Source organism: Streptomyces sp. NPDC104371, assembly GCF_055583785.1.
On record NZ_JBVJNF010000002.1, the window covers coordinates 869,660 to 884,702 of the forward strand.

Consider the following 15,043-nt stretch of genomic DNA (forward strand, 5'->3'; position numbering starts at 1 on the left):
CGGGAAGTTCCTTAACTGTGGAGGGAGTCGAGAGAGGGGCCGAGGATCCAGGTGGCGATCTCTCGGATCGCGCCGTCACCACCTGGGGCGGTGGTGACCGCGCGTGCGGCGCCGCGCACGACGTCGTGGGCGCTCGCGACCGCCACGGGCCAGCCGGCGAGGCCGAAGCACGGGAGGTCGTTGACGTCGTTGCCGACGTAGAGCACGCGCTCGGGCGCGATGCCCTGCTCCTCGCACCACTGCTTCAGTGCGAGGTCCTTGCGGTCGATGCCGTGCAGGACCGGGATCCGCAGCTTGCGGGCCCTGGCGGCGACGACCGGGTTCTGTTCCGTGGACAGGATCAGCAGCGCCAGGCCGCTGCGGCGCAGCGCGGCGATCCCGAGGCCGTCCCCGCGATGCACGGAGACGAACTCGCGTCCGTCGGAGTCGATCAGCACCCTGTCGTCGGTCTGGGTGCCGTCGAAGTCGAGTACGACCGCGTCGAGGTCGGCGCGGGTGGGGAGCGCACCGGGCCGGTGCGCGTCGAACAGCGGGGCCAGCGCGCGGGCGCGGGCCAGCTCGTGCGGGTCGTCGATCTCCAGCACGCGGGCCGGGTCGGTGCGCACGAGGTCGGTACGGCCGAAGAAGCGGTGGCGGTGCGCGCGCAGCCCGGCGGCGTCCATGGCGTACGCGGCGCCGGTCTCCAGCAGGTCCTCGGGGCGGTCCTGGCGGCGCGGCCGGAAGGACTTGTCGTGGTTGACGCCGTGACCGCCCTCGGTGGCCGAGGCGTCGTCGGTCGCGGCGTCGTCGGTCGCGGCGCGCCAGAGGAAGCCGTGGAAGGGGGCCACGGTCAGCGCGGTGTCCGCGCCGTTCTCGACCACGGCCGCGGCCACCCCGTCGATGTCCTCGCTGACGAGGAACGGGCTGGTGCACTGGACCAGCAGCACCACGTCGACCGGCGTCCCGTGCAGCGCCTCGTGGGCGTCCACGGCGTGCAGGACCGCGTCCTCGGAGGTGGCGGTGTCCCCGGCGATGGCGGCGGGGCGCCGTACGATCTCGGCTCCGGCCTCGCGGGCGGCGGCGGCGATCGCCGCGTCGTCGGTGGAGACCACGACGTCGGTGACCAGCCGGGCGGCCCGGCACTCGCGCACCGCGCGGGCGACCAGCGGCACACCGCCGACCGGGGCGAGGTTCTTCGCGGGCACGCCCTTGGAGCCGCCGCGCGCGGGGATCACCGCGAGCACACGGCGCACCGGCGGCGCCTGTCCCGTTGCCGGGTCGGACATGGGGTCAACTCCTCGGAGTTCTCGGGGTATCGGGCTCGTCCCGCTCACAGCTCGCCCATCCGCCGGATCATGGGCGCCACGCGCTGCACGCCATGGCGGTAGGCACCTCGGGCGGCGCGGCGGACGATCCGGCGCACCGGTCCGGGCGCATGGTCGGCACTCGGCGCGCCCGGCAACGGGCTGCCGTCCGGGGCGAGATGGTGGCGGGCGAGGATGCCGGGCTGATAGCCGGGCGCGGTGACGGGGGTGTAGTAGGGCCGCAGCGACGGGAGTTCGGCGGTGGCGAGCAGTCCGGCGATCCGGGCGCGCGCCTCGTCGAAGGCGGCGGCGTGCGAGCCTCCCCCAGAGGGGGGACCCGCAGCCGCGACGCCCTGCCGGGCCACCCACCACGGGTCCGGCAACGGCTCGTGTCCGGCGTCGAGTTGGTCCCAGGAGGCCAGGCAGCCGGAGCCCACGAAGTGGTGGTTGCCGAGCGCCTCCCGCACCCCGAGGTCGGTCAGGACGACGGTGGGGACACCGCGGTGCAGCGACTCCAGTGCGGCGGTCGAACTGACCGTGACCAGCAGGTCGGTACGGTCGAGGACCTCGCCCATGTTCCCGTACACCAGGCGGAAGTTGGCGGGCAGATCCGGTTGCCGGGCGAGCTTCTGGTAGGGCAACTCCTCGATGTGCGTGGTGTGTTCGCCCGGCTGGGAGCGGAGCTTGAGCAGCACCTCGCGCTCGGGGTGCCGACGCGCGTGCCGGATCAGCCGGTCCAGCAGATACGTACGGTCCCTGCGGTTGTCCGGCACGGAGGGCTGCGCGGCGAAGACGACCGTGTACGGGTCCTTCTTCTCGTAGGGCGCGCCGCCGAGGAAGGGCAGTGCCACCTCGGTCACCGACGTGGCGTCGGCGCCCACGCCCTCGTAGACGTCCCGGAAGCGGTCGGCGTCCTGGCGGGAGTTGGCGAGGACGAGGTCCGCGCCGTGCCGTAGCAACAGGCCGTCGGCGAGCTTCTCGTAGACGACGCCGACATAGCCGGTGACGACGACGGGGCGCCGGGTCCGCCCCTGCCAGGCATGGGCGAGGCCGTGCAGCATGGCCTGGACTCCCCCGCCGACCAGGGCGAGGACGAGGAGGTCGTACGGCTCCTTCGCCATCGTGTGCAGGAACTCGGCGGCGGTGACCTCGCGCAGGGAGTCCGCGCGCACGCCGACCTCGTCGAGCTGGCGGGCGGTGGGGGTGGCGCGGCCTCGCAGGAGGAAGCCGTCCAGGACAGGTTCACCGGACGCGCTCTCACTCGGTCCGGCGTCCGGGTCCGCGGTGAGACGGTCCGCGGTCAGCGCACCCCATTTCCATCGGGTGTCGGAGTCCGCGAGCACGGCGATCCGCAGGGGCTTCGTATGACTGGCTGGCACGGTTCAAGACCGTAGGAATCAATTCCGAGGACGGAGCCAACCCCGATTCAACAATCAGTTAACAGCGGCACACCGAGAGGCGAACTGGCCCGCCGGGGAGCGGAATGCGCGCGGGGTGCACCGATTCGACACGTCGAGTTCACTCTTCGTAGGTTCACCGGACAGTTCACCGGCCGGGCCGCCCCCTACGCTCTCCAGGGTGCCCAAGCTTTCCGTGATCGTGCCCTTCTGCAACGTGCAGCACTACGCGCCGGACATGTTGAGAAGTCTCCGCCTCAATGCCCGGCCCGAATTCGAATTCATCCTGGTCGACGACCATTCGCGAGACGAGACGCCGACCATTCTCGAACGGGCTGCCGAAGACCTCTCGGATGTCGCCGCCGTGCGCTTCATCCACCGAAAGGAGAACGGCGGACTCGCCACCGCGCGCAACACCGGACTGGAGGCGGCGCGGGGCGAATACCTGACGTTCCTGGACGGCGACGACTGGCTGGCCCCGGGCTATCTCGGCCGGCTCGTGGCGGCCGTCGAGGAGCTGGGCTGCGACTTCGTACGGACCGATCATGTGCAGGCCTCCGCCCGCGCCCGTACCGTGCACCGGGTGCCCCAGGGGCGGCGCTGGGAGGTACTGAACCCGCGCGAGGCGATCCTTCCCGCCGAGCGGTCGACCTCGGTGGACTACCCCTTCGCCTGGGCCGGTGCCTACCACCGGCGGCTGCTCGACAAGGGACTGCTGCACTTCACCGACGGTCTGCGCACCGCGGAGGACCGGCCGTGGATATGGAAGCTGCACCGTGAGGCGGAGTCGTTCGCCGTACTGAGCCTGCTGGGCGTCTTCTACCGGCGCGGGGTGGCCACGTCGCTCACCCAGATCGGCGATGTGCGCCAGCTCGACTTCATCCGCGCCTTCGACCAGGTGATCGAGGAGACCGCGGCCGACCCCGAGGCCGACCGGCTGCTGCCGAAGGCGGTGCGCACGTACTGCGCGATCATCGCCCATCACCTCGCGGAGATCGACAAGTTCGAGCCGGCCGTGGCCCGGCAGTTCCGCACGATGAGCGGCGCGGCGATGGCACGTATGCCGCAGGACCTGCTCACCGACGTCCTCGACACCATGGACCTGGCCCGCGCCTCCCGGCTGCGCAGGCTGCGCCGTCGGGGCACCACGCCGAAGGCGGCCGCCTGATGTCCCGAACCACACGGATCTTCTGCGCCTCGACGCTGTACGGCGTCGCCACCCTGGCCGCCGCGATCGAGTCCGGCTGCTTCCCCGGCACGGAGCGCCGCCTGCTGCTGGTGTGCAACAACGCCACGACGCCGGAGACGACCCCGGCCGTCGACGAGATGCCGGGCTTCGCCGCGCTGCGCGACCACTTCGACGCCGTACTGTCCTGGAACGACGCCATCCGGCCCTTCCACCCCGGAGCCTGGTCCCCGCGCGCCGACGACATCCCGCTGATCGAGCGCTATCTGCGGCTGCTGTGGGACCTGGGCGACGACCGGGTGGCCCTGGTGATGGAGTCCCTCCAGGTCAACCCGGCCCAGGCCATCGCCCGCTCGTTCACCGACGCGCCCATCGACGTCTACGCCGACGGGCTGATGAGCTACGGCCCCACCCGCAACAAGATCGACCCGCTGATCGGTACGCGCGTACGGCGGCTGCTCCATCTGGATCTGGTGCCCGGTCTGACCCCGCTCCTGCTGACCGAGTTCGACGTGCCCGCGCGGATCGTGCCGACCGGCGCGTTCCTGAAGGTGCTCGACCGGCTCGGCGACGCCGTGCCGCGGCTTCCGTCGCTGCCCGAGCGGCCCGCGGTCCTGCTCGGCCAGTATCTGTCCGCGCTGGACATCCTCTCCCCCGAGGAAGAGGAGGACCTGCATATACGGATGCTGCGGGGCGCGGTCGCCCGCGGGCACCGTGCCCTCGTCTTCAAGCCGCACCCGACCGCACCGGCCCGCTACAGCCGCGCGCTGGAGGCCGAGGCCGAGCGGCTCGGCGTGGACCTCACCGTCCTGGACCTGCCCGTCCTCGCCGAGGTGCTGTTCGAGCGGGCGCGGCCCGCGCTGGTGGTCGGCTGCTTCTCCACGGCGCTGTTCACCGCCACCGCGTTCTACGACCTCCCGGTCGCCCGCGTGGGCACCGAGGCCCTGCTGGAGCGGCTGACGCCGTACCAGAACAGCAACCGCGTACCGGTCACCCTGACCGACGCGCTGCTGCCCGACCTGGAGGGCGAGCCGCAGGGCGCGCCGGAGGGCGGGGTCCTGGCCACCGAACTGCTGGCCGGTCTGCTCACCGCCGTCGGCTTCACCATGCAGCCGCAGATCTATCCGGACCTGCGCCCGGCCGCCGAGCAGTACCTGGGCACGCATCTGGACCAGTCCACCTGGCGCTACTTCAAGCGCCGCCGCCTGACCTCGCTGGCGCTGCCCGGCGGGATCCCGCCCCAACTGGCCTTCATCCCGCGCAACGCGACGGTACGGCGGGTGGCTCGGCGCGCCCGCTTGCTGAGGCGAGCGGTGGGCCGCTGAGCCTCGCTCCCGACGGGAGCGGCACGACGCGCACGCGCCGGGCGCGAGGACCGGGTCCGATGTCCCGGTCCTCGCCGCTCCCGTGTGTCCGCCGCGCCGAACCTGTCCACCCACCCGCCGGACCAGCGTTCTGAGGGCTGTCCGCGTGTCACCGCCACCGAAGGAGAGCCCGTGATCGACCCACCCGTGGACGCCCGAACGACCTCCCCGGGCACCCTGGCCGCCCCCGCCCGCCCGTCGGCCGTCGCGCCCGGCACCCCGAAGCCGGGCAGGCCCCGGGAGTCCCGGCTGCGCGCCCTGGACGGGCTGCGCCTGGTGGCAGCGCTGATGGTGGCGGCGTACCACTACGGTGGCCGGGACGGGGAAGTGGCCCGCGCCTGGGGCGCCTCGCCGAGTCAGGAGTTCCCCACGCTGTCCCCGTACTTCGCCTACGGCTGCCTCGGTGTGCAGATCTTCTTCGTGATCAGCGGCTTCGTCATCTGCATGAGCGGCTGGGGTCGGCCGCTCCGCTCCTTCTTCGCCTCCCGCGCCTCCCGGCTGCTGCCCGCCTACTGGGCGGCGATCATCCTGGTGACCGCGGTCTTCGCGTTGCCGATGGTCGCTTTCAAGGCGGTCGCGCCGAGCGACGTACTCGTGAACCTGACGATGCTCCAGCAGCCGCTGGGCGTGGACCGGGTGCTGGGCGTGTGCTGGACCCTGTGGGCGGAGATACGGTTCTACGCCCTGTTCGCGCTGTGCATCGTGCTGCCGGGCGCGAACCGGCGGCGGGTGATCCTGTTCTGCGCCTGCTGGACACTGGCGGCGGCGATCGCGCAGGGGGCCGGGCAGCCGCTGCTGGACATCGTCCTGATGCCTCAGTACGCGCCGTTCTTCATCGGCGGTGTCGGCCTGTACCTGGTACACCGGGACCGGCGTGACGCGTACGCCTGGGGCATCGTCGGGGTCAGTTGGCTGCTCGGCCAGCACACGGCGGTCAAGGACCTGTGGCACGCCCCGACCGTGCACGCCTTCTCCTACCGCACCACCTTCGGCATCGTCCTCGTCGTCACCCTCGGTTTCGTCGCCGTCGCGGCGATCGCCCTCGGCTGGCTGAACCGGGTGAACTGGCGCTGGCTGACGGTCGCGGGCGCGCTGACGTACCCCTTCTATCTCGTCCACGAGCACCTGGGCTGGGTGGTCATCAAGGGCCTGCACCAGAGTCTGGGCATCCCGTCGTACGGCACCTTCCCGCTGACGGTCGCCGCGATGCTGCTGCTGGCCCGGCTGCTGAACCGGTACGTGGAGGAATGGCTGACGCCGAGGCTGCGTACGGTGCTGTCGCGGCCACGGCCGTAGGCGAACGCCCCGGCCGCCGCCCGATGACTACGCGCTCGCGAGCGACAGCTTCACCGCGAAGCCCAGGAAGAGGGCGCCCGCGGCCGAGGTCGCCCCGGCCGAGAGCCGCTTGCGTCGGCGGAAGGCCGCCGCGAGGCGGGTTCCGCTGAATATCAGGGCCGTGAGGTAGAGGAAGCTGGCGGCCTGGGCGAAGGCGCCGAGGACGACGAAGGAGAGCGCCGGGTAGGCATAGCCCGGGTCGACGAACTGCACGAAGAAGGCCACGAAGAAGAGGATGGCCTTGGGGTTGAACAGGCTGACGACGAACGCACGGCGATAGGGCCGCTCCGAGTCGACGGCGCCGGCGGCGGCCGGGTTCTCCGGCACGGTCTGCTCCCGCCGCGCCCGCCACATCCCCCACGCGGCCCGCATCATGCCGATCGCGAGCCACGTCAGATAGCCCGCACCCGCGTACTTCACGATCCCGAACAGCACGGCGTTCGTCTGGAGCAGCGAGGCGACTCCGGCCGCGGACAGCGTCATCAGCACGGTGTCCCCGCACCAGACCCCGGCCGCGGCCGTATACCCGGCCCGCACCCCGCGCCGGGCGGCTACGGAGAGGACGTACAGGGAGTTGGGCCCGGGGAGCAGGATGATGAGAACGAGGCCCGCCAGGTAGGTGGGGAGGTCGATGACGCCGAACATGGACAGGAGTGTCGCACGGGGGTACGACACTCGGAATCCGCGTTTCGCGGGACGAGACGGACAGCCACCGTGGAGCGCCGCCCATGGACGGGTGGACGGCTCGGCGCCGACTCCGAAGGTCTCTGTCCCAGCCGCCCTCCACACGCGGGGGCGTATGCGGCAAGATGATCACTGACCCGTCGTCAGCCGTACGGACGGCGGGCGTGGTTCGGGAGAGACCGAAGAGACGGCCGGGGCCGCCACCCCCCACAGGAGAGGCCCCGGCCGTCGCACGGTACGGGTCGCTGGGCGGCCCGTACTCTCTACTGCGTCGCGGATGCGTTTTCTGTCACACCCGGCGTTGTCATGGGTCGGCCGTACGGTGTGGGGGACATGGACGGCCGGCGGTTTCAACCCGTAACGTGCCGTTCGCGCCGACGCGGACGACCAGTCAAAGACCCGGGCCGCCGAAGCGGTGCCGGTACGGGCGCACAGAGGGGCAGTTCGGGGTAGTGGGGGACGACGCGGAGCTGACGGCCGCGGTACTCGCGGCACGGGGCGGGGACGAGACCGCGTTCCGGACCGTGTACCGCGCGGTGCACCCGCGGCTCCTCGGATACGTACGGACGCTGGTGGGTGAGCCGGACGCGGAGGACGTCACCTCCGAGGCGTGGTTGCAGATCGCCCGTGATCTGGAGCGGTTCGACGGTGACGCCGACCGGTTCCGCGGCTGGGCCGCGCGGATCGCCCGCAATCGCGCGCTCGATCACATACGGATGCGGGGGCGCCGTCCCGCGATCGGCGGCGACGAGAGCGAGCTGACCGGGAAGCCCGCCGAGTCGGACACGGCGGGCGAGGCGCTCGAAGCCCTCGCCACCGGCCGTACGCTCTCCCTCATCGCCCAACTCCCGCAGGACCAGGCCGAGGCCGTGGTGCTGCGCGTGGTCGTGGGGTTGGACGCCAAGAGCGCCGCCGAGACGCTCGGCAAGCGCCCCGGCGCCGTACGGACAGCCGCGCACCGCGGTCTGAAGCGCCTCGCGGAGCTGCTCGGCGCGGGGCCCGGGACGGATTCGGAATCGACCGGCGTACTCGGCGCGATGCCTCCCCAGCGGGATGTGCGACGGCGCGCGGTGTCGCCCGCCGGTGTGACGCATTTGCGTTCGCGGACGCAGAAGGACATGTGATGGCCGACGAGCAGTACGAGTGGCTGGACAGCGACGCGGCGGAGCGTCTGCTGCGCGGTGAGCCGCTGGACGCCGTCGACGCCGACGCGCGCGCGCACGCCGCGAGGATCGCCGAGGCCCTCGCCGCGCTCGCCGGACCGCCCTCGGCACCCGAGGCCGAACTGCCGGGCGAGAAGGCCGCGTTGGCCGCGTTCCGGGCCGTCCACGCGAACGGCGCGGAGACGGCGCCCGGTCGCGCCGCCTCCGGGCAGGTGGCCGACGCCGGGGTCGTCCGGCTCGGGGACCCCGGCCGGGGCGGGCGCCGGGTCCGCTGGGCGCGTCCGGTGCGCTTCGGGATGGCCGCCGCGGTGGCCGCCGCGATGATCGGCGGGGTCGCGGTGGCGGCCGGCACCGGAGTCCTGCCGACGCCGTTCGACCACGAGCCGGGACCCGCCACGTCCGTGTCGGTCGCCGAGACCCCGGAGCCGCTCACCTCCACCCCGACGCCCGGCGACACGGAGACCGGACTTCCGGCGCCGCCGCCCGACAGGCCGAGCGGCGACTCCGGGAAGAGCGGCTCCTCCCCCGCCGACGCGCGCGAGGACACCACCGCCACCGGGCAGCCGCAGGGCGGCTCCTCCGACGACGCCACCAAGGGCCGGACCCGCGCGTGGTGGACCGCGGTGCGCTCCTCCTGCCGCGACATCGCCGACGGCCGCGAACTCGGCGCGGACCGACGGCGCGACCTGGAGGACGCCGCCGGCAGCGGCGGCCGGATCAGGGCGTTCTGCAAGGGCGTCCTGAACGGCGGCGACGACCGCGGCGGTACGGGCGGCAACCAGGGGCGGGGCGGCAACAGCCACAACGGGAACCACCAGGGCGGCGGCAACGAGAACGACCAGGGTGGCGACCAGGACGGCAACGGCGGTGACGGCGACAGCCACCAACGCCCCGGCCGCGGCGGCATGGGCGGCAGGACCGACACCTCGTCCGACACGCACACCCTGGACCCGGTCACGCCGGGCGAGAGCGAGACGGGCCGCCCGAGCCCGGCGTACAGCGCGGTCACCCGGCCCGCCGGGGCGGCATCCGCTCTCGCCGACCGACGCACCACCACCCGCTGACCTGCGGTTTCCCGAGTCTCCCGGTCCGCTTCGAGCCTGCCGTGACGCATGGTGTGACACTTTCGGCCGCCCCGGCGCAGTAGTAAGTGAGCCGACTGGTCATCGGCGCTCGCACAGAGCCGGGGTTCCCCCCGTACCCACGGCTCGGTGCAATCGGCGCGGGCGGGACACGTTCCCCCGGTCCCGCCCGCGCCCCCGTGCCTCTCCCGGACCCCTGCGCCTCACCGGTAGACGACGACCTTGTCACCGGTCCGCACCTGGGAGAACAGCGCCGCGATCGCGTTCTCGTCCCGTACGTTCACGCATCCGTGCGAGCCCCCGGAGTAGCCGCGCGCCGCGAAGTCGTACGAGAAGTGCACCGCCTGGCCGCCGCTGAAGAACATCGCGTACGGCATGGGCGAGTCATAGAGCGTGGACACATGGTGGCGTGACTTCCAGTAGACGCTGAACACACCGTCCCGGGTGGGTGTGTACTGCGAGCCGAAGCGGACCGCCATCGTCGAGATCGTCCGGCCGTCGATCATCCAGCGCAGCGTCCGGCTCTCCTTGCTGATACACAGCACGCGGCCCGTCAGACAGCGGGCGTCCGGCGCGGCGGCCGGCTGCCCGCCCATCAGATACAGCTCCCACTTGCCCGGTTCATGGGTCATCTGCCGCAGCCGCTGCCAGGTGACGGCGTCGACGGCGCCCGTCTGCGGCAGCCCGCGCTTGCCCTGGAAGCCCTGGACGGCCTTCTCGGTCAGGTCGTCGTACGTCCCCGTCGGCCCGTCGTACAACCAGGCCACCTGCCGCAGCCGGGCCTGTAGCTCGCGGACGCCGGGACCCGAGTCACCGCGCTTCCACAGGGCGGCGGCCGGGGCAGCGGGCGCGGCGCCGGACATGCCACCGCCGCCGGAGCCGGGCGTGGCCTGCGGGATCTCGACGTGCACGGGCGACCGGCCCTGCCCGTCCGTGCCCTCGGCCCCCATCGGCTGGGCCTTGCAGGCGGCCGTCGCGGCGAGCACCGCGACCGAGCCGAGTGCGGCGAGTGTTCTCCCCATGACCTTGGTACGCATACCGCCCCCGTCGTCTCGTCGGTCCACTCGGTCGCGGGCCGCTGGTGTCCCATGGGTGCCCTCGGACAGGGTGCCGGTGACATGCTGTCCGCGACAGTCCTTCGAGAGGTTTCCCGCGCGTGACCGTCGGCGAACTACGAGGCATGGTTGTGAGCAAGGTCCCAGTCTGCGGCTCTCCACCGGTCGCGCGGCCACCGCTACAGTCCGTCGCGAGGGTCGTCTGTACTGGCCGGTAACGAAGCCAGGTCACCAAGCCGAGTATTCGAAGCAACGCGGAAGGCACAGAGCATGGCGCGCGAGTCGGAGTCCGGACTGCCCATCGAGCCGGTGTACGGGCCAGCGGCCCTGGACGGCTGGGATCCGGCCGAGAAGCTGGGTGAGCCGGGCGCGTACCCGTTCACCCGGGGGGTCTACCCCTCCATGTACACGGGGCGCCCGTGGACGATGCGCCAGTACGCGGGCTTCGGCACGGCGACGGAATCCAACGCGCGCTACCGGCAGTTGATCGCCAACGGCACGATGGGGCTGTCGGTGGCCTTCGACCTGCCCACCCAGATGGGCCATGACTCCGACGCGCCGATCGCGTCCGGCGAGGTCGGCAAGGTGGGCGTGGCGATCGACTCCATCGAGGACATGCGGGTGCTGTTCGGCGGGATCCCGCTGGACAAGGTCTCCACGTCGATGACGATCAACGCGCCGGCCGCCGTGCTGCTCCTGCTCTACCAACTGGTCGCGGAGGAGCAGGGCGTCCCGGCCGACCGGCTGACCGGCACGATCCAGAACGACGTACTGAAGGAGTACATCGCCCGCGGCACCTACATCTTCCCGCCGAAGCCCTCGCTGCGGCTGATCGCCGACATCTTCAAGTACTGCAGGACCGAGATCCCGAAGTGGAACACGATCTCGATCTCCGGCTACCACATGGCGGAGGCCGGGGCCTCGCCCGCGCAGGAGATCGCGTTCACGCTGGCGGACGGCATCGAGTACGTGCGCACGGCGGTCGCGGCGGGCATGGACGTGGACGACTTCGCGCCGCGCCTGTCGTTCTTCTTCGTGTCCCGGACGACGATCCTGGAGGAGGTCGCCAAGTTCCGCGCGGCGCGCCGGATCTGGGCGCGGGTGATGCGCGAGGAGTTCGGCGCGAAGAACCCCAAGTCGCTGATGCTGCGCTTCCACACGCAGACGGCGGGCGTCCAGCTGACCGCGCAGCAGCCCGAGGTGAACCTCGTCCGGGTCGCGGTGCAGGGCCTGGCGGCGGTGCTCGGCGGTACGCAGTCGCTGCACACGAACTCCTTCGACGAGGCGATCGCGCTGCCCACCGACAAGTCCGCGCGGCTGGCGCTGCGTACGCAGCAGGTGCTGGCGTACGAGACGGACGTGACGGCGACGGTGGACCCGTTCGCGGGCTCCTACGTCATCGAGAAGATGACGGACGACGTGGAGGCGGCGGCCGTCGAACTGATGGACAAGGTCGAGGAGTTGGGCGGCGCGGAGGCGGCGATCGAGCGCGGCTTCCAGAAGAGCGAGATCGAGCACAACGCGTACCGCATCGCGCAGGAGACCGACGCGGGCGAGCGGGTGGTCGTCGGTGTCAACCGCTTCCAGCTCGACGAGGAGGAGCCCTACGAGCCGCTGCGCGTCGACCCGGCGATCGAGGCCCAGCAGGCCGAACGTCTCGCGAAGCTGCGCGCGGAGCGCGACCAGGCGGCGGTGGACACGGCGCTCGCCGATCTGAAGAAGGCGGCGGAGGGCACGGACAACGTCCTCTACCCCATGAAGGACGCCCTGAAGGCGCGCGCGACGGTGGGCGAGGTGTGCAACGCCCTGCGCGAGGTGTGGGGGACGTACGTACCGTCGGACGTCTTCTGAGCCGGGCACCGAGGACACCCGGCCCCGGAACCAGCGGTTCCGGGGCCGGGTGTCCCGTACCGGCCACGCCTGTCAACTCACCTTGTCCGCCAGCTCCTTGAACTGGCTCCACGGCAGCGACGGGCTTCTCGCGTCCCACAGCTTCTGGGCCGTCGCCCGCAACGGCATACGGATCCCGGACGCCACCTGCTCCTGGGTCTGCGCGCCCGCGCGGTCGGACCAGACCGCGAACACGCCGCCGAGGATCTGCGCGTCGTAGCGCTCGGGCACCGCCGCCGTGCCGCGCAGGACGCGCGGGGTCCACTGCTCGTAGATCCGCCGGCCCGTCGGGTAGACGAAGGTCTGCGGCTCGCCGAGGACGTAGTAGAGGAACTCGTCGTTGTAGTTGATCACCTTGCGGCCGGCGCCCAGATACTCCGTGGGCTGCCGGGCGCCGATCTCCTTGCCGGTCCAGTACGCGACTTCGAGGTCCTTGTCCGGTGCCACCCCGCTCGACCGGTAGAAGCCGTCGTTCCACGCGCGCATCGTCCGGCCGTGCCCGCGCATCGTGCGCGCGCGGTCGTTCATCCAGCCGGTCGCGAGGTCCGCGACACCTGCCTGCGGCCCGAACCTGTCCCGCGCCGCGGCGGCGAGCTGCGGGAAGGACGCGGCCGGGTCGGACACCGTCAGGGCCTGGTACTCGTCGCCGCCCAGGTGCCAGTAGGAGCCGGGGAACAGCTCCGCGTACTCGTTCAGCAGATCGTCCACGATCTTCGCGGCGGCGGGCTTGGAGATGTCGATCGCCCCGCGCACGGGGGCGCCGGAGGCGCTGCGCAGCTGGAGGTCGGGGTGCGCGGCGAGCACCGCGCCGAGGTGGCCGGGCGAGTCGATCTCGGGCACCACGGTGATGTGCCGGCTCGCGGCGAGGTCGACGATCCGCTTGACCTCCGCCTTGCTGAGATGCGGCGAGGAGACGATCTCGGGGTGCGAGGAGGACTCGATACGGAAGGCCTGGTCGTCGGAGAAGTGCAGCCCGAGTTCGTTGTACTTCAGGTCGCCCAGCTCCCGTACCCGGTCCTCGATCCAGCCGGCCGAGTAGGGCTTGCGCGCGATGTCGACCATGAACCCGCGCCGGGGCTTGGCGGGCGCGTCGCGCACGACGCCCTCCTGGGCCGTGCCGCCGCCGCGCACCTCCTGCTTGAGCGTGCGGGTGCCGTAGAAGACGCCCGCCTCACCCGGACCGGTGATCTTCACCCGGTTCTTCTCGACCGCCATCGTGTACGACTCGCGGTCGCCGCTCCCGGCCACGTCCAGTGCGACATCACCGTCCCGGGCGCCCTCGCGCCCCGCGTACGTCATCCCCAGCTCGTCGGCCAGCAGCTTGCCCGTACCGGCGAGGGAGTCGCTGCCGACGACCACCCGGGAGCCGGAGCCGGGCCGCCAGCCCGGACCGCGCGCGGGCACGTGCTCGCGGACGGCGGGGACCGTACGCGGGGTCTGGGAGAGGGGGTAGGTCGCGGAGGCCGTGCCCAGCGAGGCCCCCGACCCGTTCGGCGAGCTGTCGCCGGAGGGCCAGAGCGCCATCGTCGCGGCGACGGCGCCCGCGACGACGGCCGCACCGCCCAGCAGCAACCCGTTGCGCCTCCGGGACGTCTTCCTGTCCGGAACCCGTCGCCTGCGGCCGGTCACCGCGTCCCACCTCTTCCTGTGAACGGCCCTGTCCCGACCGTGTGTCTCCGTCGTGCCTGACCTGCCACACCCGTCCGTATGCGCATTCGTCCGACTGTGTCCCGCATGTCACTCACCTCCGTACATGACCCCCTCTCCGAACCTATGGCCCCTGTCCGCTCCGCCTGTCCACCAGACGTTCCGAACCTCTTCCGTACGGGTGAAAACCTCTCCATTGACGGACCGTCGACCGGCCGCCGTCGCTAACGTGACGCCGCGTCCCCCACGTCCTCCCCTGCCGACCCGCATGTCCCGTTCCCAGGACGTCATGCACGCCACTCGCCGAGGATCCACGCTGCCTTCGCACCGTCTTCCGTCCCTCCCCGGCCACACCGCCGCGCCCGCGCGCCACCGTATACAGGCCCCGCCCGACCTGGAGCGGTTCAACTCCGCGGCCGTCGGCGAGGCCCGGCGCGCCCTGCTGGGCTGCTGCGGCAGCCTGCGCTGGGCCCGCCGCGTCGCCGAGCACCGCCCCTACCCGGACGTCGACTCCCTGCTGGCCGCGGCCGACGAGGCGGCGTACGACCTCACGCCCGCCGATCTCGCCGAGGCCCTGGCCACCGAGCCGCTGACCCTGCTCCCCGACGGCGTGTACTCCGCCGCCCACATGGCCCTGAGCGCCGCGCACGCCGCCTACGAGAGTCGATTCGGGCACACGTTCGTCATCTGTCTGGATGACGTCGCGCCCGAGGAGGCCGCCGACCAGGTCCTGTTCGCCATCCGGTGCCGCCTGGCGAACGACCGGGAGGAGGAGCGGCTCCTCGCCGCCGAGGAGCTGCGCCGCCTGGCCCGGGGAAGGCTGACGCGCCTGGTGCGCGGAGCCCGGGGACACCCCGCGGCGCACCGTACCCCCTCCGGCCCTTGACGCGCCGCGCCCCACGGGAATCAGAGGACGCGATCAACACCATTCGTGCCGTACCCCCGCATACACCCAGG

The 15,043-nt window shown here is 72.1% G+C and carries 12 protein-coding genes; 7 read left to right on the top strand and 5 right to left on the bottom strand.

What is annotated here, in order from left to right; genetic code table 11:
• Positions 1-11: 11 nt before the first annotated feature.
• Together ACZ60T_RS09745 and ACZ60T_RS09750 are read right to left on the bottom strand one after the other, a co-directional pair.
• Positions 12-1,265, bottom strand: a complete 1,254-nt coding sequence (locus ACZ60T_RS09745) for a cytidylyltransferase domain-containing protein (protein WP_469665443.1) — start codon at positions 1,263-1,265, stop codon at positions 12-14.
• Positions 1,266-1,309: 44 nt separating this feature from the next.
• On the bottom strand, positions 1,310-2,662 hold the full coding sequence (locus tag ACZ60T_RS09750) for a DUF6716 putative glycosyltransferase (protein ID WP_469665444.1): 1,353 nt from the start codon (positions 2,660-2,662) through the stop codon (positions 1,310-1,312).
• Positions 2,663-2,861: 199 nt separating this feature from the next.
• Between ACZ60T_RS09750 and ACZ60T_RS09755 the strand changes: the two genes are divergently transcribed.
• The 3 genes from ACZ60T_RS09755 (at position 2,862) to ACZ60T_RS09765 (ending at position 6,526) form a co-directional block, all read left to right on the top strand.
• Positions 2,862-3,848: a glycosyltransferase family 2 protein gene (locus ACZ60T_RS09755; RefSeq protein ID WP_469665445.1), complete on the top strand. Its 987-nt coding sequence runs from the start codon at positions 2,862-2,864 to the stop codon at positions 3,846-3,848.
• A complete protein-coding gene (locus tag ACZ60T_RS09760; RefSeq protein WP_469665446.1) occupies positions 3,848-5,191 on the top strand; it encodes an alpha-2,8-polysialyltransferase family protein in 1,344 nt (447 codons plus the stop codon). Before ACZ60T_RS09755 ends, ACZ60T_RS09760 begins: the two co-directional genes overlap by 1 nt.
• Before the next feature lie 171 nt (positions 5,192-5,362).
• Complete coding sequence (locus ACZ60T_RS09765; protein ID WP_469665447.1) at positions 5,363-6,526, top strand: acyltransferase family protein; 1,164 nt, start codon at positions 5,363-5,365, stop codon at positions 6,524-6,526.
• Between the two features lie 27 nt (positions 6,527-6,553).
• Here the strand turns inward: ACZ60T_RS09765 and leuE are convergent, their stop codons facing one another.
• Positions 6,554-7,210 (bottom strand): leucine efflux protein LeuE, encoded by a 657-nt coding sequence (leuE, locus tag ACZ60T_RS09770; RefSeq protein WP_469665448.1) that lies wholly within the window; start codon positions 7,208-7,210, stop codon positions 6,554-6,556.
• Between the two features lie 491 nt (positions 7,211-7,701).
• Between leuE and ACZ60T_RS09775 the strand changes: the two genes are divergently transcribed.
• Together ACZ60T_RS09775 and ACZ60T_RS09780 are read left to right on the top strand one after the other, a co-directional pair.
• On the top strand, positions 7,702-8,373 hold the full coding sequence (locus ACZ60T_RS09775; RefSeq protein ID WP_365621293.1) for an RNA polymerase sigma factor: 672 nt from the start codon (positions 7,702-7,704) through the stop codon (positions 8,371-8,373).
• Positions 8,373-9,476, top strand: a complete 1,104-nt coding sequence (locus tag ACZ60T_RS09780) for a hypothetical protein (protein WP_469665449.1) — start codon at positions 8,373-8,375, stop codon at positions 9,474-9,476. The genes ACZ60T_RS09775 and ACZ60T_RS09780 overlap by 1 nt, the downstream gene beginning before the upstream one ends.
• 221 nt (positions 9,477-9,697) lie before the next feature.
• Here ACZ60T_RS09780 and ACZ60T_RS09785 read toward each other — a convergent pair whose 3' ends face one another.
• Positions 9,698-10,531, bottom strand: a complete 834-nt coding sequence (locus ACZ60T_RS09785; RefSeq protein WP_469665450.1) for a L,D-transpeptidase family protein — start codon at positions 10,529-10,531, stop codon at positions 9,698-9,700.
• Between the two features lie 288 nt (positions 10,532-10,819).
• Here ACZ60T_RS09785 and ACZ60T_RS09790 point away from each other — a divergent pair, with 288 nt between their 5' ends.
• Complete coding sequence (locus ACZ60T_RS09790; protein WP_365621284.1) at positions 10,820-12,400, top strand: acyl-CoA mutase large subunit family protein; 1,581 nt, start codon at positions 10,820-10,822, stop codon at positions 12,398-12,400.
• A 72-nt stretch (positions 12,401-12,472) separates the two neighbouring features.
• Here the strand turns inward: ACZ60T_RS09790 and ACZ60T_RS09795 are convergent, their stop codons facing one another.
• On the bottom strand, positions 12,473-14,068 hold the full coding sequence (locus ACZ60T_RS09795) for a beta-N-acetylhexosaminidase (RefSeq protein ID WP_469665451.1): 1,596 nt from the start codon (positions 14,066-14,068) through the stop codon (positions 12,473-12,475).
• A 307-nt stretch (positions 14,069-14,375) separates the two neighbouring features.
• Between ACZ60T_RS09795 and ACZ60T_RS09800 the strand changes: the two genes are divergently transcribed.
• A complete protein-coding gene (locus ACZ60T_RS09800; protein ID WP_469665452.1) occupies positions 14,376-14,972 on the top strand; it encodes a 2-oxo-4-hydroxy-4-carboxy-5-ureidoimidazoline decarboxylase in 597 nt (198 codons plus the stop codon).
• The last annotated feature ends 71 nt before the right edge of the window (positions 14,973-15,043 follow it).